Origin of the sequence: Enterobacter cloacae complex sp. SYL003 (assembly GCF_049236925.1) — a bacterium.
Lineage (GTDB): Bacteria > Pseudomonadota > Gammaproteobacteria > Enterobacterales > Enterobacteriaceae > Enterobacter > Enterobacter intestinihominis.
On the sequence record NZ_JBMKJK010000009.1, the window covers coordinates 45,849 to 69,771 of the forward strand.

Here is a 23,923-nt window from a genome sequence, read left to right on the forward strand (position 1 = left end):
CAGTCAGCAGGATTAACGTGCGTTCTGCTTGATGAAGTCGTGAATGCTGGTGTCCTGTGCCATGTCGGCAATGGTGTCAGTCAGCACGCTGTTAACCGCGTTAGCGATATTTTTGTTGGAGGCCTGGAATGCGCCTTCAACGGAATAGCTTGCACGGTAGTTTTTGTTCATCTTGTTGCCGTTCTTCGCGGTAGCGATGATGGAGATATCGGCTTTGGTCGCAATGTTGTAGCGAACGTTACCCTGGGAGACGTCAGCGTACAGGTTGTTCACGATGATTTGCAGATCAACCGCGCCGCTTGGGCCAATCATGTAGCCACGGGAGGTCATCTGTTTTTCCAGTACTTCCTGCAACAGGAAGCGCAGGTCGCGGGAAGCGGTCAGCGTAACCTGCTGGTTGTCGCGAGTCACTTTCGCCAGCGCCTGGTCCTGACGCTGATCGGCACCATTAATGCTGACCGTCACGCCCATCAGGCTTGGATCCTGCTGAGGCAGGGTAATTTTTGGTGAAACGTCAATGGTCGTCGGCGGGGTTGCGCAACCGGCGAGCATAAAGAGTGCTACCAACGGAAAGAAGATTTTTTTTAACATTTTCGGGTTCTCAACGAATCGTAAGCAAAGAGAGAAAAATTGCCGCCATCATAACATCGCCAACGGCCAGGGGAAGTGGTCAACGCATGTAAATTCATCGCCTTGTCCGAAAACTGACCACCTTTCCGCTTTTCTCTGCCTGTAAGTGACAAAACGTATGAACCTCATAGTGAACTTCATCCGTTTGGATGAGAAAATCAGACGAAAGCTAAATATTTGTTGTCACGGTGTAATGGAACCGGTAAAAGCGGCTAATATTTAAAGGGATGGGTGACATCTTAGCGTTGTCGGAGGAGTGATTTCATGATGATACGTGAACAGATAGAAGAAAAATTAAGGGCAGCGTTCAACCCTGTGTTTCTCGAAGTTGTCGACGAAAGCTATCGTCATAACGTGCCGGCAGGTTCTGAAAGCCACTTCAAAGTGGTTCTGGTCAGCGATCGCTTCACGGGAGAACGTTTCCTGAACCGACACCGCTTGATCTACAGCACCTTGACGGAAGAACTCTCCACAACCGTACATGCGCTGGCGCTGCATACCTACACCATTAAGGAATGGGAAGGGCTGCAGGATACGGTATTCGCATCACCGCCTTGTCGGGGTGCAGGCACCATCGCCTGATAAATCGGATTTGCAACCGCCGGAGTTTTTCCAGTATGTTGCTTACAGATTTCGTCAAAACGGCCTTCGGGCCGTTTTGTTTTGTCTGAGTTTTGAGCGGATGGCGCGTTTTTAAGGCTAAAAATAGCCTTAAAGTGTGAAAAAAGCCGCAGCAACATGCTCCAACCGTTCTCGACTCACCTAAGTGATGCCGCTATAATGCCGCGTCTTATTGAATGTCTTCGGGATGATTCTGGCGACAGGGAATGTGAATCTGCACATAAGAGAGCATCCCGGTATAACAGACAGATTCAGAGTTGACCGAGCACTGTGATTTTTTTGAGGTAACAAGATGCAAGTTTCAGTTGAAACCACTCAAGGCCTTGGCCGCCGTGTAACGATTACTATCGCTGCTGACAGCATCGAAACTGCTGTGAAAAGCGAGCTGGTCAACGTAGCAAAAAAAGTACGTATTGACGGCTTCCGCAAGGGCAAAGTACCAATGAATGTTGTTGCTCAGCGTTATGGCGCTTCCGTGCGTCAGGATGTGCTGGGTGAACTGATGAGCCGCAACTTTATCGACGCGATCATCAAAGAAAAAATCAATCCAGCCGGCGCGCCAAACTACGTTCCAGGTGAATACAAGCAGGGCGAAGACTTCACCTATTCCGTAGAGTTCGAAGTGTACCCGGAAGTTGAGCTGAAAGGTCTGGAATCAATCGAAGTTGAAAAACCGATCGTTTCCGTGACTGACGAAGACGTTGACGGCATGCTGGATACCCTGCGTAAGCAGCAGGCGAACTGGAAAGAGAAAGAAGGCGCTGTTGACGCGGAAGACCGCGTAACCATCGACTTCACCGGTTCAGTAGACGGCGAAGAGTTCGAAGGCGGTAAAGCGTCTGATTTCGTACTGGCGATGGGTCAGGGTCGTATGATCCCAGGCTTCGAAGACGGTATCAAAGGCCACAAAGCAGGCGAAGAGTTCACCATCGACGTGACCTTCCCTGAAGAATACCACGCTGAAAATCTGAAAGGTAAAGCAGCGAAGTTCGTCATCAACCTGAAGAAAGTTGAAGAGCGCGAACTGCCAGAACTGACTGAAGAATTCATCAAGCGTTTCGGCGTGGAAGATGGTTCTGTTGCGGGTCTGCGTGCTGAAGTGCGTAAAAACATGGAGCGCGAGCTGAACGGCGCTGTACGTAACCGCGTGAAGTCTCAGGCGATTGAAGGTCTGGTGAAAGCGAACGACATCGACGTTCCTGCTGCCCTGATCGACAGCGAAATCGACGTTCTGCGCCGTCAGGCTGCACAGCGCTTCGGTGGCAACCAGCAGCAAGCGATGGAACTGCCACGCGAGCTGTTCGAAGAGCAAGCGAAACGTCGCGTTGTTGTTGGCCTGCTGCTGGGTGAAGTGATTCGTACCCACGAGCTGAAAGCTGACGAAGAGCGTGTGAAAGGCCTGATCGAAGAGATGGCTTCTGCATACGAAGATCCATCAGAAGTGATCGAGTTCTACGGTAAGAACAAAGAGCTGATGGACAACATGCGCAACGTTGCACTGGAAGAGCAGGCTGTTGAAGCGGTACTGGCGAAAGCGAAAGTAACCGAAAAAGAGACCTCTTTCACCGAACTGATGAACCAGCAGGCGTAATTTCGCCCCAACGGTTTAAAGTTTGAACAAAAAACCCGTTGCCCTCCGGCGACGGGTTTTTTTTATCACAGCTTTAGTCCTGGAAGGGTGCTAAAACGCCCTTTCAGTGTTAGCGTTACAACAAAACGTTGTTATGCTTGAAATAGGGCATGGCGACCCCCATTAGTATGTAATCACGATGATTGAGACTGGCTGATAATCCGTCCATAAGGTTACAATCAGTACAGCAGGTGTTTTCAATTTTGAACCAGGAGACGGAAATGTCATACAGTGGCGAACGAGATAACTTTGCACCCCATATGGCGCTGGTGCCAATGGTTATTGAACAGACCTCACGCGGTGAGCGATCTTTCGATATCTATTCCCGTCTGCTCAAGGAACGCGTTATCTTTCTGACCGGCCAGGTGGAAGACCATATGGCTAACCTGATCGTGGCGCAGATGCTGTTCCTGGAAGCGGAAAACCCGGAAAAAGACATTTACCTGTACATCAACTCGCCGGGCGGTGTGATTACGGCGGGCATGTCTATTTATGACACCATGCAATTCATCAAGCCGGATGTCAGCACCATCTGTATGGGACAGGCGGCGTCCATGGGGGCTTTCCTGTTAACCGCAGGGGCGAAAGGTAAGCGTTTCTGCCTGCCTAACTCCCGCGTGATGATTCACCAGCCGCTGGGTGGTTACCAGGGCCAGGCGACGGATATTGAAATCCACGCCCGAGAAATTCTGAAAGTAAAAGCGCGCATGAATGAACTTATGGCGCAGCATACGGGTCAACCACTCGAGCAGATCGAGCGCGATACCGAGCGCGATCGCTTCCTGTCTGCACCTGAGGCAGTTGAGTACGGCTTAGTCGACTCCATTTTGACCCATCGTAATTGATGCCCGCGACGCGAGTGTGCCGCTATACTAATTTAGGGCGGCACGTTGCCTGTAAGCAGCTTGCGTCTGAGTATGGCATTTGCGTCGTCATGTGCGGCACATAGAACTTAAAAAGAGGTTTGGACTCATGACAGATAAACGCAAAGATGGTTCGGGCAAACTGCTGTACTGCTCTTTTTGCGGCAAAAGCCAGCATGAAGTGCGTAAACTGATTGCCGGGCCGTCCGTGTATATCTGCGACGAATGCGTCGATTTATGTAACGACATCATTCGCGAAGAGATTAAAGAAGTCGCGCCGCACCGTGAGCGCAGCGCGTTACCAACGCCACACGAGATTCGCCACCACCTGGACGACTATGTCATTGGTCAGGAGCAGGCGAAAAAAGTGCTGGCGGTGGCGGTATACAACCACTACAAGCGTCTGCGTAACGGCGATACCAGCAATGGCGTGGAACTGGGCAAAAGTAACATTCTGCTGATCGGGCCTACGGGTTCCGGTAAAACGTTGCTGGCGGAAACGCTGGCGCGCCTGCTGGATGTTCCGTTCACCATGGCGGATGCCACCACCCTGACCGAAGCCGGTTATGTGGGCGAAGACGTTGAAAATATTATCCAGAAGCTGCTCCAGAAGTGCGATTACGACGTACAGAAAGCCCAGCGCGGGATCGTCTATATCGATGAGATTGACAAAATCTCCCGTAAATCAGACAACCCATCCATCACCCGTGACGTCTCGGGCGAAGGCGTGCAGCAGGCGCTCCTGAAGCTGATTGAAGGTACGGTTGCGGCTGTTCCACCGCAGGGTGGGCGTAAACATCCGCAGCAGGAATTCTTGCAGGTTGATACCTCCAAGATCCTGTTTATCTGTGGTGGTGCGTTTGCAGGCCTGGATAAAGTGATCTCACACCGTGTGGAAACCGGCTCCGGCATTGGTTTTGGCGCAACGGTGAAAGCTACGTCTGAAAAACCAAACGAAGGCCAGCTGCTGGCGCAGGTTGAACCGGAAGATCTGATCAAATTTGGTTTGATTCCGGAATTTATCGGCCGTCTGCCGGTTGTGGCGACCCTGAACGAACTGAGCGAAGACGCGCTGATTCAGATCCTGAAAGAGCCGAAAAACGCGCTGACCAAGCAGTATCAGGCGCTGTTTAATCTGGAAGGCGTTGAGCTGGAATTCCGTGACGAAGCACTGGACGCGATTGCCAAGAAAGCGATGGCGCGTAAAACCGGTGCCCGTGGCCTGCGTTCTATCGTGGAAGCAGCATTGCTCGACACGATGTACGATCTCCCTTCTATGGAAGATGTCGAAAAAGTCGTGATCGACGAGTCCGTCATTGGTGGCCAGACCAAGCCGTTACTGATTTACGGTAAACCGGAAGCGCAGCAGGCATCTGGCGAATAATTCACCATTTCATACAATCAGTTAATCAAAAAGGGGGGATTTTATCTCCCCTTTACTTTTTCCGTATTCATGGCGTTGAATGTATGGGAAACATCCCCATATACTGGATTACATGTTAATGGTTGTGTGAAGCACAGTTACATGACCAGTTTACCTGGCGGACACTAAACTAAGAGAGAGCTCTATGAATCCTGAGCGTTCTGAACGCATTGAAATCCCCGTATTGCCGTTGCGCGATGTGGTGGTTTATCCGCACATGGTCATACCCTTATTTGTAGGGCGGGAAAAATCTATCCGTTGCCTCGAAGCCGCCATGGATCATGATAAAAAAATCATGTTGGTTGCGCAGAAGGAAGCATCAACGGATGAGCCGGGTGTAAACGATCTTTTCACCGTCGGGACCGTGGCCTCTATTTTGCAGATGCTGAAGCTGCCAGATGGCACCGTGAAGGTGCTGGTGGAAGGCTTACAGCGCGCGCGTATTACCACTCTGTCAGACGATGGCGAGCACTTCTCTGCGAAGGCAGAGTACCTTGATTCACCGGAACTTGATGAGCGCGAGCAGGAAGTGCTGGTACGCACCGCGATCAGCCAGTTTGAAGGCTACATCAAGCTGAACAAGAAAATCCCACCTGAAGTGCTGACGTCGCTGAACAGCATCGACGATCCTGCACGTCTGGCGGATACCATCGCTGCGCACATGCCGCTGAAGCTGGCTGACAAACAGTCCGTGCTGGAAATGTCCGACGTTAACGAACGTCTGGAATACCTGATGGCGATGATGGAGTCTGAGATCGATCTGCTCCAGGTTGAGAAGCGCATTCGCAACCGCGTCAAAAAGCAGATGGAAAAATCGCAGCGTGAGTACTATCTGAACGAGCAAATGAAAGCCATTCAGAAAGAGCTCGGCGAGATGGACGATGCGCCGGATGAAAACGAAGCGCTGAAGCGTAAGATCGACGCGGCGAAGATGCCGAAAGAGGCGAAAGAGAAAGCCGAAGCTGAGTTGCAGAAGCTGAAAATGATGTCTCCGATGTCGGCGGAAGCGACCGTTGTACGCGGCTACATTGAGTGGATGGTTCAGGTTCCATGGAATGCCCGCAGCAAGGTCAAAAAAGACCTGCGTCAGGCACAGGAAATCCTTGATACCGACCACTATGGCCTGGAACGTGTGAAAGACCGCATTCTTGAGTACCTCGCGGTACAGAGCCGTGTGAACAAAATCAAAGGTCCAATCTTGTGCCTGGTAGGGCCTCCAGGGGTGGGTAAAACCTCTCTGGGCCAGTCCATCGCCAAAGCGACCGGACGTAAGTACATCCGTATGGCGCTGGGCGGCGTGCGTGATGAAGCGGAAATCCGCGGTCACCGCCGTACCTATATCGGTTCTATGCCGGGCAAGCTGATCCAGAAGATGGCGAAAGTGGGCGTCAAAAACCCGCTGTTCCTCCTCGACGAGATCGACAAAATGTCTTCGGACATGCGTGGCGATCCGGCGTCGGCGCTGCTTGAAGTGCTTGATCCAGAGCAGAACGTGGCGTTCAGCGATCACTATCTGGAAGTCGACTACGACCTGAGCGATGTGATGTTCGTGGCGACGTCGAATTCCATGAACATTCCGGCACCGCTGCTGGACCGTATGGAAGTGATCCGTCTGTCCGGTTATACCGAAGACGAGAAGCTGAACATTGCTAAGCAGCACCTGCTGCCGAAGCAGATTGAACGTAACGCGCTGAAAGCTAACGAGCTGACCGTTGAGGACAGCGCTATTGTCGGCATTATTCGTTACTACACCCGTGAAGCGGGCGTGCGTAGCCTTGAGCGTGAGATCTCTAAACTGTGCCGTAAGGCGGTTAAGCAGCTGCTGCTGGATAAGAGCCTGAAGCACATCGTGATTAACGGCGACAATCTGCATGCTTACCTCGGCGTTCAGCGCTTCGACTATGGCCGTGCGGACAACGAAAACCGCGTTGGTCAGGTGACTGGACTGGCGTGGACGGAAGTGGGTGGCGATCTGCTGACCATTGAAACCGCCTGTGTACCGGGTAAAGGCAAGCTGACCTACACTGGCTCGCTCGGTGAAGTGATGCAGGAGTCCATCCAGGCAGCGTTGACCGTGGTGCGTGCGCGCGCGGAAAAACTGGGTATCAACCCGGATTTCTACGAAAAACGCGACATTCACGTTCACGTTCCGGAAGGGGCGACGCCGAAAGATGGCCCAAGCGCGGGTATTGCTATGTGTACGGCGCTGGTTTCCTGCCTGACGGGGAACCCGGTCCGTGCTGATGTGGCCATGACTGGTGAAATTACCCTGCGTGGTCAGGTACTGCCCATCGGCGGGTTAAAAGAAAAACTGCTGGCGGCACACCGTGGTGGGATCAAAACCGTATTGATTCCTTACGAGAATAAACGCGATCTGGAAGAGATTCCGGACAACGTTATTGCCGATTTGCAGATCCATCCGGTGAAACGCATTGAGGAAGTTCTGACTCTCGCACTGCAAAATGAACCGTCCGGAATGCAGGTTGTAACCGCAAAATAGTGACCTCGCGCAAAGAGCGCTAATAAAAACAAGGCTGGTAAGTCATTTCGTACTTGCCAGCCTTTTTTTGTATAGCTAATTTAGATTGCTGATTGGGTTAGCCATCAACAACGGGTGTTGTAAGGTCATAGCAGGACTGATATAACTGCTGCGCGGTCGCGCTGTGAAGGATTCAGGTGCGATATAAATTATAAAGAGAGGAAGAGAACAGTGAATAAATCTCAACTGATTGACAAAATTGCTGCGGGTGCTGATATTTCTAAAGCTGCAGCTGGACGTGCTTTAGATGCTTTAATTGCTTCTGTTACTGAATCTCTGCAAGCTGGGGACGACGTTGCACTGGTAGGCTTCGGTACTTTTGCGGTTAAAGAGCGTGCTGCCCGTACTGGCCGCAACCCGCAGACCGGTAAAGAGATCACCATTGCTGCCGCTAAAGTGCCGGGTTTCCGTGCAGGTAAGGCGCTGAAAGACGCAGTAAATTGATTGCTTTCCCGCTCCAGGGAAGCTGAAAAGTACAAGGGCGCATCGTTTGATGTGCCTTTTTTGTTTGTCCAGACCTGATTTGTGCGAGTTTATGCGAGTTGTGGGCTGACAATTGCCCTGTTTTCTTGTCACAATACGCCTTTACGCGCGACGGTCAGGATTTTCCGTCAGCGTCAGGTAACCAGTCACCTACAGCGGAGTGTTGTTACACCATGATGGACAGCTTACGCACGGCTGCTAACAGTCTCGTGCTCAAGATTATTTTCGGTATCATTATCGTGTCGTTCATATTGACCGGTGTGAGTAGTTACCTCATCGGCGGTGGCGCGAACTACGCCGCAAAAGTGAATGGCCAGGAAATTAGCCGTGGGCAGTTCGAGAACGCTTTTGCTGGTGAACGTAACCGCATGCAGCAACAGCTGGGCGACCAATACTCTGAACTTGCAGCCAACGAAGGCTATATGAAAAACCTGCGTCAGCAGACGCTGAACCGCCTTATCGACGAAGCGCTGCTGGACCAGTACGCGAAAAGCCTCGGTCTGGGCATCAGCGATGAGCAGGTTAAAAAAGCCATCTTCTCGACGCAGGCTTTCCAGTCTAATGGGAAGTTCGACAACGCGCGTTACAACAGCATTGTTAACCAGATGGGGATGACGGCTGACCAGTACGCACAGGCGCTGCGTAACCAGTTGACCACGCAACAGCTGATCAACGCGGTGGTGGGCACCGATTTCATGCTGAAAGGCGAAACTGAAGCGCTGGCGGCACTGGTGGCTCAGCAACGCGTGGTGCGTGAAGCGACGATTGATGTCAATGCACTGGCGGCGAAACAGCAGGTTAGCGACGCTGAAGTTAATGCTTACTATGAGCAAAACAAGAACAACTTCATCTCTCCTGAACAGTTCCGCGTAAGCTATATCAAGCTGGATGCAGCTGCGATGCAGAAAAACGCGACTGACGCCGAGATCCAGTCTTATTACGACCAGCATCAGGATCAGTTCACTCAGCCGCAGCGTAACCGTTACAGCGTGATCCAGACCAAAACGGAAGCAGAAGCAAAAGCCGTGCTGGACGAGCTGAACAAAGGCGCTGATTTCGCGACCGTGGCGAAAGCAAAATCCACCGACATTATTTCTGCCAAAAACGGTGGTGATATGGGCTGGCTGGAAGATTCCACTACCCCGGACGAGCTGAAAAATGCGGGTCTTAAAGAGAAAGGCCAACTGTCTGGTGTAATCAAATCCTCCGTTGGCTTCCTGGTGGCGCGTCTGGACGATGTCGTGGCGGCGAAAACCAAGCCGCTGGCTGACGTTCGTGATGATATCGCTGCGAAAGTGAAGCAGGAGAAAGCGCTGGACGCCTTCTATGCTCTGCAACAGAAAGTGAGCGATGCCGCAAGCAACGACAACGAATCACTGGCGGGCGCTGAGCAGGCTGCTGGCGTGAAAGCGGTTGAGACGGGCTGGTTCAGCCATGAAAATCTGCCGGAAGAACTGAACTTCAAACCGGTTTCAGATGCCATTTTCAATGGTGGTCTGGTAGGTGAGAACGGTACGCCGGGCAGCAACTCAGACATCATTACCGTTGACGGTGACCGTGCGTTCGTACTGCGCGTCAGCGAGCACAAAGCCGAGGCAGTGAAGCCCCTGGAGGAAGTGAAAGATCAGGTGGTGGCGCTGGTGAAACACAACAAAGCGGCACAGCAGGCAAAACTGGATGCAGAGAAAATTCTGGCCGACCTGAAAGCCGGTAAGAACGATGCGCTGAAAGCGGCTGGCCTGAGCTTTGGCGAAGCCAAAACGCTGAGCCGTACCGGTCAGGATCCTGTCAGCCAGGCGGCGTTTGGTCTGAGCCTGCCGGCGAAAGACAAACCTGTCTTTGGCACCACGACCGATATGCAGGGTAACGTGGTGGTTCTGGCGCTGGATGAAGTGAAAGCCGGCACGCTGCCAGACGCGCAGAAGAAGGCCATGGTTCAGGGAATTACCCAGAACAATGCCCAGATTGCTTTCGAAGCGTTGATGAGCAACCTGCGTAAAGAAGCCAAAATCAAGCTGGGTGATGTGGTCACTCAGGAGCAATAATTACGTACCTGCTCGCAGATTTTCGTAACGCTCTGCAAAAACTAAAGGCCGCTTTCGCGGCCTTTTCCATTTATGCAATCTGCTGTTTGTCCCTGTTTTCTCGTACGGCTATCGTGGCGTGGCTGTCAACAAACAAGGAGAAAACAGCATGAAATGTGGAATCAAAGCACTGTTAATTACACTGGCTATTGCCACTTCCGGGATGAGTGCGGGAGCGCTGGCGGCGTCGCCCTCGGCTAAAGCGCAGGCTGCACAGACCAAAACAGACTCAGCTGCGCAGGCTCATACGCAATCAAAAGCGACTGAGGCCGGTAAAAGTGCAGAGGATGACGGTACGCGAGTCAGCATCAATTCGGCATCGGCAGAAGAGCTCGCGCGCGTGATGAACGGTGTGGGACTTAAAAAAGCCCAGGCCATTGTTAGCTACCGCGAGGAGTACGGTCCTTTTAAAACCCTTGACGATCTCAAGCAGGTGCCGGGTATGGGCAGCGCGCTGGTTGAGCGCAATCTCGCACACCTGACGCTGTAATCGCGTAATCACTTGCACTGCGGCAAAAATTTGCCAGGATAAAGAGGTCATACCAGTTATGACCTCTGAACCTATAACAACGAAAGGCTATTGCGCTATGCAGACACAAATCAAAGTCCGTGGTTATCACCTCGATGTTTACCAGCACGTCAATAACGCCCGCTACCTTGAATTTCTTGAAGAGGCGCGCTGGGATGGCCTGGAGAACAGCGAAAGCTTCCAGTGGCTGACCGCACACAACATCGCGTTTGTGGTCGTCAACATCAACATTAACTACCGCCGCCCGGCTGTGCTTGGGGATGTGCTCACCGTGACCAGTGAGGTCCAACAACTGAATGGCAAAAGTGGTGTATTGAGCCAGGTCGTCACGCTTGAGCCAGAAGGGCAGGTGGTGGCCGATGCGCTGATCACCTTTGTCTGTATCGATCTCAAAACCCAGAAAGCGTTGCCGCTGGAAGGGGAGTTGCGCGAAAAGCTGGAGCTGATGATCGCATAAGTAATATTCAGGAATGCCCGCGCTGTCGACTCCTGTTGTACGACAGCGCGGACAGTTAGCCCTTATTTCAGACCGGTCTTTTTCTGCATCGCGGCCATCACGCCCGCTTTATCCGCAAGATAATGATTCAGACCGTTCGCGCGCAGGTTACAGGCGGCACACTGCCCGCAGCCGTCCCCTTTAATGCCGTTGTAGCAGGTCAGGGTCTCGTTGCGAACGATATCCAGCTTGCCCCAGTAGTCGGCCAGCGCCCAGGTTTCGGCTTTATCCAGCCACATCAGCGGCGTTTCGAAGCGGGTCTCTTTTGCCATACCCAGATCGACGGCGTGATTGAGTGCTTTCACGAATTCATCCCGACAGTCCGGGTAGCCAGAGAAGTCGGTCTCACATACGCCCGTGATCACCGCTTCGGCTTTCACCTGGTAGGCATAGATTGCCGTCAGGGTCAGGAAGAGAATATTACGCCCAGGTACGAAAGTATTCGGAATGCCGCTGGCATCCGGTTCGTAATCAGGAACCGGAATGCTGTCGCGGGTGAGGCTGCTGACGGCCAGTTCATTTAACAGCGTCACGTCCAGCACTTTATGAGCGCGGGCGCCCAGTTTGAGGGCCAGTTCACGAGCGACATCGATTTCAGCGCGATGACGCTGACCATAATCAAAAGTGACGCAATGCACTTCATCATACTGGTGAAGTGCCTGAATCAGGCAGGTTGTGGAATCTTGTCCTCCGCTGAACACGACGACGGCACGTTTCATAGATCATCTCGACAGTTACGGTAAAAGCGTCATGTTAACGCCTGGCTAAAGCGGCGACCAGCTTCTTCACGCGTTTGGTGGAGGAAGCCAGGCTTCGGTGAAGTCAAACCAGCCGCGAGTGTTAAGGCGTATTCCGTTGACGCCCGGAGGAGCGCTGATTTGATACTGGTAGTTAAAGAGCGGTGTCAGGACGGCTGTCTCCATTAATCGGCTGAAGATAGCCTGAAGTCCTGCGTGTCGGTCACGTTCGTCGGCCTGCGTCTGCACCGCATCCAGCGTGGCCTGCAAATGGGCGTATGCCGGTGCGCTCAACAGATGCGGCCAGAGCGCATCGCAGCGGAGCCATTGCTCAAGGGTGTACGCTGGCGCTTCGCCAATCAGTCTGTCTCCCATCATGATGTCTGCATCGGCAAGCTGCTGGCAACCGTCCCACGTCTTGGCGTCGTGAAAGATGACGGTCAGTTCACACCCCTGCCGCGCAAGGTATGCTTTTAACTGACTGGCCATGGTGTGAAGCTCAACCGGCAGGTGGTAGACAAGCGTCAATGCCTCTGGCAGCACAACGTCGGTTAAATCAGTCCACTGGGGGATCGCCCAGCCGGGAAGCAGTTCCTCGGTAGGAGTGATGAGCCCTTCGTTCAGGGGAAGCGTGTGCAGCAGCGTTGAGAGATGAATGATATTAATCAGCCGCTTTGCCTGAAGTTCGCTCAGACGCGGACTTTGTTTCAGCGTGAGGTAGCAGAAGCCCAGACTGGTGCTGTTACTCACCAGCCGCAGGCTGGCCAGCTCGTCGGCCTCGCCAATGGCGATTTGCACCGGGTGGCGACAGCTGGTGCCCAGACTGTAGTCAAAAAGCTGGGGCGTGATCCAGTACTCGATAGCCTTAAGCAACGGATGGCCAAGATGATACTGCTCGTGGCTTTCCAGACGCACCAGTTCAGGCTCAAAAACGCTCAGCCGAAAGGGACCGCTGCCCACCACGGGGTAATCAGGATGCGCCAGACGGCTACAGTAGGTTGCCAGCCTGTGCGCCAGCCAATAGTCAGGTTGATGCAGAATAAACGTCAGGCTTTGCGGATGCGTGGTTTCGATACGTAAGACGCTGCGGAAAAGCGTGTCCATGCCGGGCTGCGATAGCAGCGCCGTCAGGCTTTGCCTGAGCTGTGCCGTCTCTATTTTATCGCCGTTATGCCAGTGCAGGGTGGAGCGTATGTAGAAATGCCAACGCAGGCCGTCAGCAGAGACTTCCCAGTGATGCGCCAGATCGCCCGTGGGTTCACTGCTGTTACCATTAAAACGCATCAAACCAGAGAATACCTGTCCCGCCAGATGCTGCTCCGCCCGGCCAGGGAGAAACCCCGGCTGAAGCGGCTCCAGCGAGCGATAGTAGGGAATACGCAGCGTCGGCGTATCGTTCTGCCATTGCCCGCCCATAAACGGATGCAGCAGCGATCGCAAATCTTCAGGCGCGAGCTGGGCCAGCTCCAGCGCGTTGTGCTGCTGTCCACTTTTCAGGGCCTCTTCCATCATCGTATTACGCAACGAATCCGGGGTGACGTGAAAGCGTAATTCCCCACGCTTTCCTCGTCCGGAGCGGGCGTGCCAGCTTAGCCAGCCCGCCTCCTGCGCCTGGCGCAGCAGGGTGCGTACATGTCGCTCGCTGCAAAAGCAGCGGCTGGCAAGTTCACTGATGGTCACCTGCTGCGTTGCGCCGGCGGAGGGGTGCCACAGACGCTGATACTGGTTAAGACGGTTAAGCTGGCGCATGAAAAACCCGGAACAATAATTATCATCTATTCACTATTACTTCCGTATATCTCACGTAATACTGATGCACAAGTTAACCGCATCACATTTCGGGAGTAATTATGGCTCGGCTCGCTGCATTTGATATGGACGGCACGCTGTTAATGCCGGATCACCGTTTAGGGGAGAAAACCCTGAACACACTTAAGCGCCTGCGCGAGCGTGAAGTCACCCTGACGTTTGCCACTGGTCGTCATGTGCTGGAGATGCGCCATCTGCTGGGAACATTTGCCCTCGATGCGTTCCTGATCACCGGCAACGGGACGCGCATTCACTCCGTCGAGGGCGATGTGCTGCACCGTCAGGATCTTGATCCGGAAGTGGCGGACATCGTCCTGCACAGCACTTGGGATACGCAGGCCAGCGTGCATGTTTTTAACGATGAAGGCTGGTTTACCGGGCGTGAGATCCCGGCCTTGCTGCACGCTCACGTTTACAGTGGCTTTAAATATCAGCTCATCGATTTGCGCCGCATTCCGGCACACAAGGTAACCAAGATCTGCTTCTGCGGCGATCACGACGATCTCTGCCGCCTGCGTATTCAGCTTAACGAGGTGCTGGGTGACCGGGCGCACCTGACCTTCTCGGCGGTGGACTGTCTTGAAGTGTTGCCGGTGGGCTGTAACAAAGGATCTGCGCTGGCGGTGCTGAGCGATCGTCTGGGGCTGACGATGCAGGACTGTATGGCCTTTGGTGACGCCATGAACGACCACGAGATGCTGAGCAGCGTAGGTCGTGGGCTGATTATGGGGAACGCGATGCCGCAACTTATCGCCGCGCTCCCGCATTTACCGGTTATCGGACACTGTCGTAACGAAGCGGTGTCCCATTTTTTGACGCATTGGCTGGACAAAAATAACCTCCCATATTCCCCCGAATAGCGAGATCCTTCCAGCAAGCCAGGCTAAAGCCTGGCTTTTTTTTATTTCACCAGATGCAAAATCTGCGCTTTCCACGGTTCAACATCGCCAATATTGGCCTGTACCCATTCTGCGTTGTAATAGGTGTCCAGGTAGCGTTCCCCGCTGTCGCACAGCAGCGTGACGACAGAGCCGCTAAGGCCTTCTTCACGCATTCTCGCGGCCAGTTGTAGCGCCCCCCACATATTGGTGCCGGTAGAGGCTCCGACCTTACGGCCAAGCTGTGTCTCCAGCCAGTGCGCCGTCGCGACGCTGGCGGCGTCCGGCACGCGGAGCATCTCATCCACAACGTCCGGAATGAACGAGGGTTCGACGCGCGGGCGACCAATTCCTTCGATCTTGCTCCCCACAGGGCTGCGCAGGCTGGCATCGCGAGATTGCCAGTAATCAAGGAACACCGAGTTCTGAGGGTCAACCACCATCAGCTGCGTATCATAACCCTGACAGCGGATATAACGTCCGATGGTGGCGGAGGTTCCGCCCGTGCCCGCGCTCATGACAATGTAAGAGGGGACGGGATGTGGCTCGTGGGTCATCTGGCGGAAAATGCTGTCCGCAATGTTATTATTGCCGCGCCAGTCGGTGGCGCGCTCGGCGAAGGTGAACTGGTCCATATAGTGACCATTTAGTTCGCGGGCCAGCATTTCGGAGGCCGCATAGATTTCGCAGGCGCTTTCCACAAAGTGGCAGCGTCCGCCGTAAAATTCGATCTGTTCAACTTTACGTTTCGCCGTGCAGGAGGGCATCACAGCGATAAACGGCAGGCCCAGCAGGCGGGCAAAGTAGGCCTCTGAGACGGCAGTTGATCCGGACGACGATTCAATAATCGTGGTGCCTTCTTTAATCCAGCCGTTACATAAACCGTATAAAAAGAGTGAACGCGCCAGGCGATGCTTCAGGCTGCCGGTAGGATGGGTACTTTCATCCTTCAGGTAAAGCTGAATGCCGGGAAATCCAGGCAAAGGCAGGCGGATCAAATGGGTGTCTGCCGAGCGCTGATAGTCGGCATTTATTTCGCTGATGGCATGTTTAACCCAGGTGCTATTCATCGTAGTTATCCGTTTGTCATTTTGTGCCCAGCATAGCGAAAAGCACAGAAAAAATTGTTGCTATCTGGCCTTTAAAATAGAATGTAAGGAGAATAATTTTCTCTGGGAGGTGGATATGCTAGATAAAATTGACCGCAAGCTGCTTTCTTTGCTGCAAAGCGACTGCACCCTCTCTTTGCAGGCGCTGGCAGATGCCGTTAATCTGACCACCACACCGTGCTGGAAGCGCCTCAAGAAGCTGGAAGACGATGGCATTCTGCTGGGACGTGTGGCGCTGCTGGACCCCGAAAAACTGGGGCTTGGACTGACCGCCTTCGTCCTGATAAAAACGCAGCATCACAGCAGCGAATGGTACAGCCGCTTCGTCACCCAGGTTTCCGACATGCCCGAGGTGCTCGGCTTCTGGCGCATGGCGGGGGAATACGACTATCTGATGCGTGTTCAGGTGGCAGACATGAAGCGCTACGATGATTTTTACAAGCGGCTGGTCAATAGCGTACCGGGCTTGTCCGATGTCACCTCCAGTTTCGCCATGGAACAGATTAAATACACCACAGCGTTACCCATTGAATAACTTCATAAAATATCTTCAGGAAAAGACCGCGTGCGATTATTTGCCCAATTAAGCTGGTACTTTCGTCGGGAGTGGCAACGCTACCTCGGCGCGGTGGCCCTGCTTATTATCATTGCCATTTTGCAACTAATCCCGCCCAAAGTGGTGGGATACGTCGTGGATGGTGTTACGGAACAACATTACACCGCCGCACGGGTGATGATGTGGGTCGGTACGCTGGTGTTGACGGCCGTGGTGGTTTACCTGCTGCGTTATGTCTGGCGCGTGCTGCTGTTCGGCGCGTCCTATCAGCTTGCCGTTGAGCTGCGCGAGGACTTTTACCGCCAACTGAGCCGCCAGCACCCTGAGTTTTATCTGCGTCACCGTACCGGGGATCTCATCGCCCGCGCCACTAACGATGTGGACCGTGTGGTGTTTGCCGCCGGTGAAGGGGTGTTAACGCTGGTGGATTCCCTGGTGATGGGCTGTGCGGTACTGATTGTGATGTCTACGCAAATTAGCTGGGAGCTCACGCTGCTGGCGTTGCTGCCGATGCCGCTGATGGCGCTGGCGATTAACCGCTACGGCGAACAGCTCCATGAACGCTTTAAGCTGGCGCAGGCGGCGTTCTCGTCGTTAAACGATCGCACCCAGGAGAGCATGACCAGCATCCGCATGATCAAAGCGTTTGGTCTGGAAGACAGGCAGTCCGCGCTGTTTGCGGCCGACGCCGCCGATACCGGTGCGAAAAACATGCGCGTGGCGCGTATAGACGCCCGCTTTGATCCGACAATTTATATTGCGATTGGCATGGCGAACCTGCTGGCGGTGGGCGGCGGCAGCTGGATGGTGGTGCGAGGCACCATGACCCTCGGGCAGTTAACCAGCTTTGCGATGTACCTCGGGCTGATGATTTGGCCGATGCTGGCGCTGGCCTGGATGTTTAACATCGTTGAACGTGGGAGCGCCGCCTACAGCCGTATCCGCGCCATGCTGGCGGAAGTGCCGGTAGTGAACGATGGCAGCGAGCCGGTACCGGAAGGTCCGGGTGTTCTGAAGGCTGATATCCGCGTCTTTATCTACCCGCAAACGGAACATCCGGTGCTTGAAAACGTCAGTTTCACGCTGCGTCCTGGTCAGATGCTGGGCATCTGCGGCCCGACGGGCTCCGGTAAAAGCACCATTCTGTCACTGATTCAGCGCCATTTTGACGTGAGCGAAGGCGATATCCGTTTCCATGACGTCCCCCTGCCACGTCTGCTGCTGGATGACTGGCGCAGCCGCCTGGCGGTCGTCAGCCAGACGCCGTTTTTGTTTTCAGACACCATAGCCAACAATATCGCGCTCGGGTGCCCGACGGCGACACAGGACCAGATCGAGCATGTGGCGCGCTTAGCCAGCGTACATGAGGATATTCTGCGCCTGCCGCAGGGCTACGACACAGAAGTGGGTGAGCGGGGCGTTATGCTCTCCGGTGGACAAAAACAGCGTATCTCTATTGCCCGCGCGCTGCTGCTGGACGCTGAGATCCTGATTCTGGATGATGCGCTGTCCGCGGTTGACGGGCGTACCGAGCATCAAATTCTGCATAACCTTCGCCAGTGGGGGGAGGGGCGCACGGTCATCATCAGCGCGCACCGTCTGTCGGCCCTTACCGAAGCCAGTGAAATTCTGGTGCTTCAGCACGGGCATATTGCCCAACGTGGTCAGCATGAACAGCTCGCCGGGCAGGCCGGCTGGTATCGGGATATGTACCGCTATCAACAGCTTGAAGCTGCGCTGGATGAGGAGGTCACCGATGCGTAAGTTTGGACAGATGTGGCCGACGTTAAAACGGCTGCTCGCCTATGGCTCACCGTGGCGCAAACCGCTTTCCATCGCCGTGCTGTTACTGTGGATCGCCGCGATTGCGGAGGTGACCGGTCCGCTGCTTATCAGCTATTTTATCGATAACATGGTGGCGAAAAGCTATCTGCCGCTGGGGCTGGTGGCGGGGCTGGGTGTGGCGTATGTCGGGCTACAGCTGACGGCGGCGGGGCTGCACTATGCGCAGTCGCTGCTGTTTAACCGGGCCGCCGTGGGCGTGGTCCAGCAGCTACGCACGGATGTGATGGATGCCGCGCTGCGCCAGCCGCTGAGCGAGTTTGATACCCAGCCGGTCGGGCAGGTTATTTCGCGCGTCACCAATGACACCGAGGTGATCCGCGACCTTTATGTGACCGTTGTCGCAACGGTTCTGCGCAGTGCCGCATTGATTGGCGCGATGCTGGTGGCGATGTTCAGTCTGGACTGGCGGATGGCGCTGGTGGCGATCGCTATTTTCCCGGCGGTGCTGATTGTGATGGTAATTTACCAGCGCTACAGCACGCCGATTGTTCGTCGCGTGCGCGCTTACCTTGCAGACATCAATGATGGCTTCAACGAAGTGATCAACGGCATGAGCGTTATCCAGCAGTTTCGCCAGCAGGCGCGTTTTGGCGAGCGGATGGGAGAAGCCAGTCGCTCGCACTATATGGCGCGGATGCAGACGTTACGTCTGGACGGCTTCCTGTTACGCCCGCTGCTGAGCCTCTTCTCTGCGCTGGTGCTGTGCGGGATGTTGATGCTGTTTGGCCTGACGACGCGCGGAACCATTGAGGTGGGAGTGCTGTACGCGTTTATCAGTTACCTTGGCCGTCTTAACGAACCGCTGATTGAACTCACTACGCAGCAATCGATGCTGCAACAGGCGGTAGTCGCGGGTGAGCGTGTGTTTGAGCTGATGGACAGGCCGCGTCAGACCTATGGCGATGATGAACGTCCGCTGGAAAGTGGATCCATAGCGTTTGATCATGTCTCGTTTGCCTACCGCGACGATCAGCTTGTCTTGCAGGATATCAACCTCGAGGTACCGTCGCGCGGTTTTGTCGCCCTGGTTGGGCATACCGGCAGCGGCAAAAGCACGCTCGCCAGTTTGCTGATGGGCTACTATCCGTTGACGCAGGGGGAGATCCGTCTGGATGGACGGCCTCTTTCCGCGCTTAGCCACAACGCGTTGCGTAAAGGCGTCGCGATGGTGCAGCAGGATCCGGTAGTGCTGGCGGATACCTTTTATGCCAACGTGACGCTGGGACGATCTTTCACGCCTGAGCAGGTATGGGAGGTGCTGGAAACGGTGCAGCTGGCAGATCTGGCGCGCGGGTTAAGCGAGGGGATCAATACCCGGCTGGGCGAGCAAGGCAATAACCTCTCTGTCGGGCAAAAGCAGCTCCTGGCGCTGGCGCGCGTGCTGATTGAGACGCCGCAGGTGTTGATTCTGGATGAAGCGACCGCAAGCATCGACTCCGGTACCGAACAGGCGATCCAGCTGGCGCTGGCTGCCGTGCGGGATCGCACTACGCTGGTGGTGATCGCTCACCGCCTCTCAACGGTCGTCGATGCCGATACCATTCTGGTGCTGCACCGTGGCCAGGCCGTTGAACGGGGTACGCACAAAGCGCTGCTCGAGGCAAAAGGACGCTACTGGCAGATGTATCAGTTGCAGCTGGCAGGCGACGAGCTGGCCGCCAGCGTGCGCGAGGAAGAGTCACTCAGCGCCTGATGCACCATAACAAGGCAATGCGCTAACAGTCTTAACCGTTGGTGCAAAACTGAAACGCACCCTGCACTGCCATGGTGCGTTTTTTTTCACCCCTTAGCTGCGCATGCGCGCCGCGGCGCTTTCCTCCTCACATTTCACTTCTGGCACACCCTTTGCAATATCCCTCTCGTGTTAGCTGCGGCCATTACCGAATTCTGACTGGAGGGGATATATGAAGCTGGTTACGGTGGTAATCAAACCATTCAAACTCGAAGACGTGCGTGAAGCGCTGTCTTCCATGGGTATTCAGGGACTGACTGTCACCGAAGTGAAAGGCTTTGGGCGTCAGAAAGGTCATGCCGAGCTTTATCGCGGGGCGGAATACAGCGTTAACTTCCTGCCAAAAGTGAAGATTGATGTGGCGATTGCCGACGATCAGCTTGATGAGGTGATTGATGTCGTCAGCAAAGCGGCCTACACCGGAAAAATTGGCGACGGCAAAATTTTCGTTGCCGAACTACAGCGCGTCATTCGCATCCGTACCGGCGAATCTGACGAAGCGGCGTTGTAAGTAACTCCTGGCACACAGTGATAGGGATCGAGAAAATGATGAAAGCAACAATGAAAACAGGTCTGGGTTCGCTGGCACTGCTGCCGGGCCTGGCAATGGCTGCACCTGCTGTGGCAGACAAAGCCGATAATGCCTTTATGATGATTTGCACCGCGCTGGTGCTGTTCATGACGATTCCGGGGATCGCGCTGTTTTACGGCGGCCTGATCCGCGGCAAGAACGTACTCTCCATGCTGACGCAGGTTGCCGTCACGTTCGCGCTGGTGTGCGTGCTGTGGGTGGTTTACGGTTACTCGCTGGCCTTCGGGGAGGGCAACGCCTTCTTCGGCAACGTTAACTGGGCGATGCTGAAAAATATCGAACTGACCGCGGTAATGGGCAGCTTCTATCAGTATATTCATGTCGCGTTCCAGGGCTCATTCGCGTGCATCACCGTGGGGCTGATTGTGGGCGCGCTGGCTGAGCGTATCCGCTTCTCTGCGGTACTGATTTTCGTGGTGGTCTGGCTGACGCTCTCCTATGTCCCGATTGCGCATATGGTCTGGGGCGGTGGTCTGTTGGCTTCCCATGGCGCTCTGGACTTTGCGGGCGGCACCGTTGTTCACATCAACGCCGCCGTAGCCGGCCTGGTAGGCGCATACCTGATTGGCAAGCGCGTGGGCTTTGGGAAAGAAGCATTTAAGCCGCACAACCTGCCGATGGTCTTTACCGGCACCGCCATCCTCTACTTTGGCTGGTTCGGCTTCAACGCAGGTTCAGCCAGCGCCGCTAACGAAATCGCCGCGCTGGCCTTCGTGAATACCGTGGTGGCAACTGCCGGGGCCATCCTCTCATGGGTATTTGGCGAGTGGGCCGTTCGCGGCAAGCCATCCCTGCTGGGTGCCTGTTCTGGGGCGATTGCCGGTCTGGTAGGTATTACGCCAGCTTGCGGTTACGTGGGCGTGGGCGGCGCATTGCTGATCGGTATCGTCGCGGGTCTGGCGGGGCTGTGGGGCGTTACCGCACTGAAACGTATTCTGCGCGTTGACGATCCGTGTGATGTATTCGGCGTACACGGTGTGTGCGGCATTATCGGTTGTATCATGACCGGCATCTTTGCTGCACAATCTTTGGGCGGCGTGGGTTATGCTGAAGGCGTGACCATGATGCATCAGGTGCTGGTCCAGCTTGAAAGTATCGCGATTACGGTTGTCTGGTCGGGCGTTGTGGCCTTTATCGGCTACAAGCTGGCCGATATGACCGTGGGGCTGCGCGTACCGGAAGAGCAGGAGCGCGAAGGTCTGGACGTCAACAGCCACGGCGAGAATGCGTACAACGCATAATTTGAGTGCCTTGCCGGGTGGTGGCTTCGCCTTACCCGGCCTGAAAAAGTGAAATTTGCAGGCCCGGTAAGCGTAGCGACCGGGCTTTTTACCTCACCCGCGATTACGCATCACACCTTCCTGCACGGTAGAAGCCACCAGCACACCATCCTGGGTGTAAAACTCCCCGCGAACAAAACCGCGTGCGCTGGACGCAGAGGTACTTTCTACGCTGTAAAGCAGCCACTCGTTCATGTCGAAAGGACGATGGAACCACATGGAATGGTCAATCGTGGCGACCTGCATCCCTTTTTCCAGGAATCCCACGCCGTGCGGCTGTAGCGCAACCGGCAGGAAGTTGAAATCCGACGCATAACCCAGCAGATACTGATGCACGCGCAAGTCTGCCGGTACGCTGCCGTTGGCGCGGATCCACACCTGGCGGGTGGGCTCAGCAGTATGCCCCTTCATTGGGTTATGAAATTCGACCGGGCGGATCTCCAGCGGTTTATCGCACAGAAACTTCTCTTTTACCTGCGGCGGCAGCAGATGTGCGAGTGTACGGGCAATTTCGGTTTCCGATTTCAGATCGTCCGGCGATGGGGCAGACGGCATCTGTTTTTGATGCTCATAGCCCGGCTCTGGCGCCTGGAAGGAGGCGGTCATGTAGAAGATGGGTTTCCCATGCTGGATGGCCGCCACACGGCGAGCGCTGAAGCTTTGGCCGTCACGCAGAACTTCCACGTCGTACACAATCGGTTTAGCGCTGTCACCGGGGCGTAAAAAGTAGCTGTGGAATGAGTGCACCAGACGGTCTGCCGGAACGGTCTCCTTAGCGGCATATAGCGCTTGCCCCACGACCTGGCCCCCAAAAACCTGGCGTAAGCCTAAATCTTCGCTCTGTCCGCGAAAAAGCCCTTCTTCTATTTTTTCCAGGTTCAGCAATGTCAGCAGATTGTTCAGTGCCTGACTCATAGTGGTCCTCAATAAACGCCGTGGCGAAAGATACGCTGAGTATAACGCAGAAACGATAGTGGTCCGATGGGTAGAATTATCTTAATACCTGGGCAAAATTAGGCATAAATCCGTGATTTGTGCCACACTTGTTTACGTTATGTGAATAAAACGACATCGGATGGGATCGATCCCGCCGGTGCATTGATGATAAGGAGACTTCAATGAAACTCGTGCCTATGTTAAGCGGTGTTGCAATGGCGGTGGCGTTGTCCGCCTGTGCGGATAAGAGTGCCGATGTAGCGGTGCCAACGGCGACCCCAAACGGGATTAACACCCTTTCACAGCAAGCTATTCGACAGCCTAACGTGTCCGGTACCATCTGGATCAAACAGAAAGTCGCTCTGCCGCCGGACGCGGTTTTAACGGTCACGTTATCCGATGCGTCTCTGGCGGATGCACCGTCTAAAGTCCTTGCACAGCGTGCAGTTCGTACAGAGGGTAAACAGGCGCCGTTCAGCTTTGTGCTGCCGTACAACCCGTCTGACGTTCAGCCTAACGCGCGTATCCTCCTGAGCGCGGCGGTAACGATCAACGATAAGCTGGTCTTTATCACCGATACCGTGCAGGAAGCGGTCAACAAAGGGGGCACCAAAATCGACCTGACCCTGGTCCCGGTGCAGCAGACTGAAGTGCCTGTGGCAACGCAGACCAATCAGCCGACCTTGCCTACACCGCCAACACAGTTGTAACTTTCTTTCGCCCTCTTCATCTTGACGGGAGAGGGCGTCAGTATTCCCAGCGATACTTCTGCATATCTATCTGTCCCGTCCCGGACACCTGCACCCCTTCTGAGAGTAATGCCTGACGCTGGCGCTGCAAGTCTGGCCCGGTGAGGGAAATGGCACCATGGCGATTAACGACCCGGTGCCATGGTAACGTACTTCCCTCCGGAAGCCTTCTTAGCACGCCGCCAACCTGACGCGCTGCGCGCGGAGAGCCCGCCAGTCGGGCGACTTCCCCATAGGTCGTAACACAGCCTTCCGGAATCGAGGCCACGATTTGCCACACTCGCTGTGGGAAAGAGTCGTGTTCGTCCATTGTTTCTCCAGCGGGAATTCAGCGAAGGGTAATGTTATACGAAGATAAAGAAGATTGTCGGGTCAGTTTGCGCAATAATCCAGCATCCAGTT

At 54.6% G+C, this 23,923-nt stretch carries 22 protein-coding genes; 16 read left to right on the forward strand and 6 right to left on the reverse strand.

From position 1 onward, the window contains the following. Positions 1–12 precede the first annotated feature (12 nt). Positions 13–591, reverse strand: a complete 579-nt coding sequence (locus ACOT1A_RS13210; protein ID WP_022647246.1) for a lipoprotein — start codon at positions 589–591, stop codon at positions 13–15. A gap of 303 nt (positions 592–894) precedes the next feature. Between ACOT1A_RS13210 and bolA the strand changes: the two genes are divergently transcribed. From bolA to ACOT1A_RS13255, 9 genes are all read left to right on the forward strand, one after another. Then, positions 895–1,212, forward strand: a complete 318-nt coding sequence (gene bolA, locus ACOT1A_RS13215) for a transcriptional regulator BolA (protein WP_003859051.1) — start codon at positions 895–897, stop codon at positions 1,210–1,212. Between the two features lie 331 nt (positions 1,213–1,543). Further along, positions 1,544–2,842, forward strand: a complete 1,299-nt coding sequence (tig, locus tag ACOT1A_RS13220) for a trigger factor (protein ID WP_006809881.1) — start codon at positions 1,544–1,546, stop codon at positions 2,840–2,842. A gap of 260 nt (positions 2,843–3,102) precedes the next feature. Next, positions 3,103–3,726 (forward strand): ATP-dependent Clp endopeptidase proteolytic subunit ClpP, encoded by a 624-nt coding sequence (gene clpP, locus ACOT1A_RS13225; protein WP_006809880.1) that lies wholly within the window; start codon positions 3,103–3,105, stop codon positions 3,724–3,726. A 127-nt stretch (positions 3,727–3,853) separates the two neighbouring features. Continuing rightward, positions 3,854–5,128: an ATP-dependent protease ATP-binding subunit ClpX gene (gene clpX / locus ACOT1A_RS13230; protein ID WP_006809879.1), complete on the forward strand. Its 1,275-nt coding sequence runs from the start codon at positions 3,854–3,856 to the stop codon at positions 5,126–5,128. 184 nt (positions 5,129–5,312) lie between these two features. Next, entirely contained in the window at positions 5,313–7,667 is a 2,355-nt protein-coding gene (lon, locus tag ACOT1A_RS13235) for an endopeptidase La (protein ID WP_006809878.1), read from the forward strand. Between the two features lie 210 nt (positions 7,668–7,877). Next, positions 7,878–8,150 carry a nucleoid-associated protein HU-beta gene (hupB, locus tag ACOT1A_RS13240; protein ID WP_002444653.1) on the forward strand — a complete coding sequence of 91 codons (273 nt, stop codon included), beginning with the start codon at positions 7,878–7,880 and terminating at the stop codon, positions 8,148–8,150. Between the two features lie 212 nt (positions 8,151–8,362). Further along, a complete protein-coding gene (ppiD, locus tag ACOT1A_RS13245; RefSeq protein WP_032624745.1) occupies positions 8,363–10,234 on the forward strand; it encodes a peptidylprolyl isomerase in 1,872 nt (623 codons plus the stop codon). A 148-nt stretch (positions 10,235–10,382) separates the two neighbouring features. Continuing rightward, entirely contained in the window at positions 10,383–10,763 is a 381-nt protein-coding gene (locus ACOT1A_RS13250) for a helix-hairpin-helix domain-containing protein (protein WP_022647249.1), read from the forward strand. A 97-nt stretch (positions 10,764–10,860) separates the two neighbouring features. Continuing rightward, positions 10,861–11,259: a YbgC/FadM family acyl-CoA thioesterase gene (locus tag ACOT1A_RS13255; RefSeq protein ID WP_017694410.1), complete on the forward strand. Its 399-nt coding sequence runs from the start codon at positions 10,861–10,863 to the stop codon at positions 11,257–11,259. Between the two features lie 62 nt (positions 11,260–11,321). Here ACOT1A_RS13255 and queC read toward each other — a convergent pair whose 3' ends face one another. Together queC and ACOT1A_RS13265 are read right to left on the reverse strand one after the other, a co-directional pair. Beyond that, a complete protein-coding gene (gene queC, locus ACOT1A_RS13260) occupies positions 11,322–12,017 on the reverse strand; it encodes a 7-cyano-7-deazaguanine synthase QueC (RefSeq protein ID WP_022647250.1) in 696 nt (231 codons plus the stop codon). Between the two features lie 66 nt (positions 12,018–12,083). Beyond that, complete coding sequence (locus tag ACOT1A_RS13265; protein ID WP_276170051.1) at positions 12,084–13,784, reverse strand: SgrR family transcriptional regulator; 1,701 nt, start codon at positions 13,782–13,784, stop codon at positions 12,084–12,086. Positions 13,785–13,885: 101 nt separating this feature from the next. On the opposite strand from ACOT1A_RS13265, the gene cof reads away from it, so the two are divergent. After that, entirely contained in the window at positions 13,886–14,704 is an 819-nt protein-coding gene (gene cof, locus ACOT1A_RS13270; RefSeq protein WP_276170052.1) for an HMP-PP phosphatase, read from the forward strand. A 41-nt stretch (positions 14,705–14,745) separates the two neighbouring features. Here cof and ACOT1A_RS13275 read toward each other — a convergent pair whose 3' ends face one another. Continuing rightward, the gene (locus ACOT1A_RS13275) at positions 14,746–15,792 is read right to left on the reverse strand and encodes a PLP-dependent cysteine synthase family protein (protein WP_023299455.1); all 1,047 of its coding nucleotides are present in this window, start codon (positions 15,790–15,792) and stop codon (positions 14,746–14,748) included. A 115-nt stretch (positions 15,793–15,907) separates the two neighbouring features. Here ACOT1A_RS13275 and ACOT1A_RS13280 point away from each other — a divergent pair, with 115 nt between their 5' ends. The 5 genes from ACOT1A_RS13280 to amtB all read left to right on the forward strand — a co-directional run bounded on the left by ACOT1A_RS13280 (position 15,908) and on the right by amtB (position 21,797). Beyond that, positions 15,908–16,366: an Lrp/AsnC family transcriptional regulator gene (locus ACOT1A_RS13280; protein ID WP_022647254.1), complete on the forward strand. Its 459-nt coding sequence runs from the start codon at positions 15,908–15,910 to the stop codon at positions 16,364–16,366. 30 nt (positions 16,367–16,396) lie between these two features. After that, positions 16,397–18,151, forward strand: a complete 1,755-nt coding sequence (locus tag ACOT1A_RS13285) for a SmdA family multidrug ABC transporter permease/ATP-binding protein (protein ID WP_045307882.1) — start codon at positions 16,397–16,399, stop codon at positions 18,149–18,151. Continuing rightward, a complete protein-coding gene (locus ACOT1A_RS13290) occupies positions 18,144–19,925 on the forward strand; it encodes a SmdB family multidrug efflux ABC transporter permease/ATP-binding protein (protein ID WP_232934557.1) in 1,782 nt (593 codons plus the stop codon). The genes ACOT1A_RS13285 and ACOT1A_RS13290 overlap by 8 nt, the downstream gene beginning before the upstream one ends. A gap of 211 nt (positions 19,926–20,136) precedes the next feature. Then, positions 20,137–20,475: a P-II family nitrogen regulator gene (gene glnK / locus ACOT1A_RS13295; protein WP_006809867.1), complete on the forward strand. Its 339-nt coding sequence runs from the start codon at positions 20,137–20,139 to the stop codon at positions 20,473–20,475. 35 nt (positions 20,476–20,510) lie between these two features. Further along, positions 20,511–21,797 (forward strand): ammonium transporter AmtB, encoded by a 1,287-nt coding sequence (gene amtB / locus ACOT1A_RS13300; protein ID WP_022647257.1) that lies wholly within the window; start codon positions 20,511–20,513, stop codon positions 21,795–21,797. A gap of 93 nt (positions 21,798–21,890) precedes the next feature. Here the strand turns inward: amtB and tesB are convergent, their stop codons facing one another. Continuing rightward, complete coding sequence (gene tesB / locus ACOT1A_RS13305; protein ID WP_045307883.1) at positions 21,891–22,751, reverse strand: acyl-CoA thioesterase II; 861 nt, start codon at positions 22,749–22,751, stop codon at positions 21,891–21,893. 203 nt (positions 22,752–22,954) lie between these two features. Here tesB and ACOT1A_RS13310 point away from each other — a divergent pair, with 203 nt between their 5' ends. Further along, a complete protein-coding gene (locus ACOT1A_RS13310) occupies positions 22,955–23,482 on the forward strand; it encodes a YbaY family lipoprotein (protein WP_022647259.1) in 528 nt (175 codons plus the stop codon). 37 nt (positions 23,483–23,519) lie between these two features. On the opposite strand, the gene ACOT1A_RS13315 is transcribed toward ACOT1A_RS13310, so the two are convergent. Then, positions 23,520–23,831, reverse strand: a complete 312-nt coding sequence (locus ACOT1A_RS13315) for an MGMT family protein (RefSeq protein ID WP_022647260.1) — start codon at positions 23,829–23,831, stop codon at positions 23,520–23,522. Between the last annotated feature and the right edge of the window lie 92 nt (positions 23,832–23,923).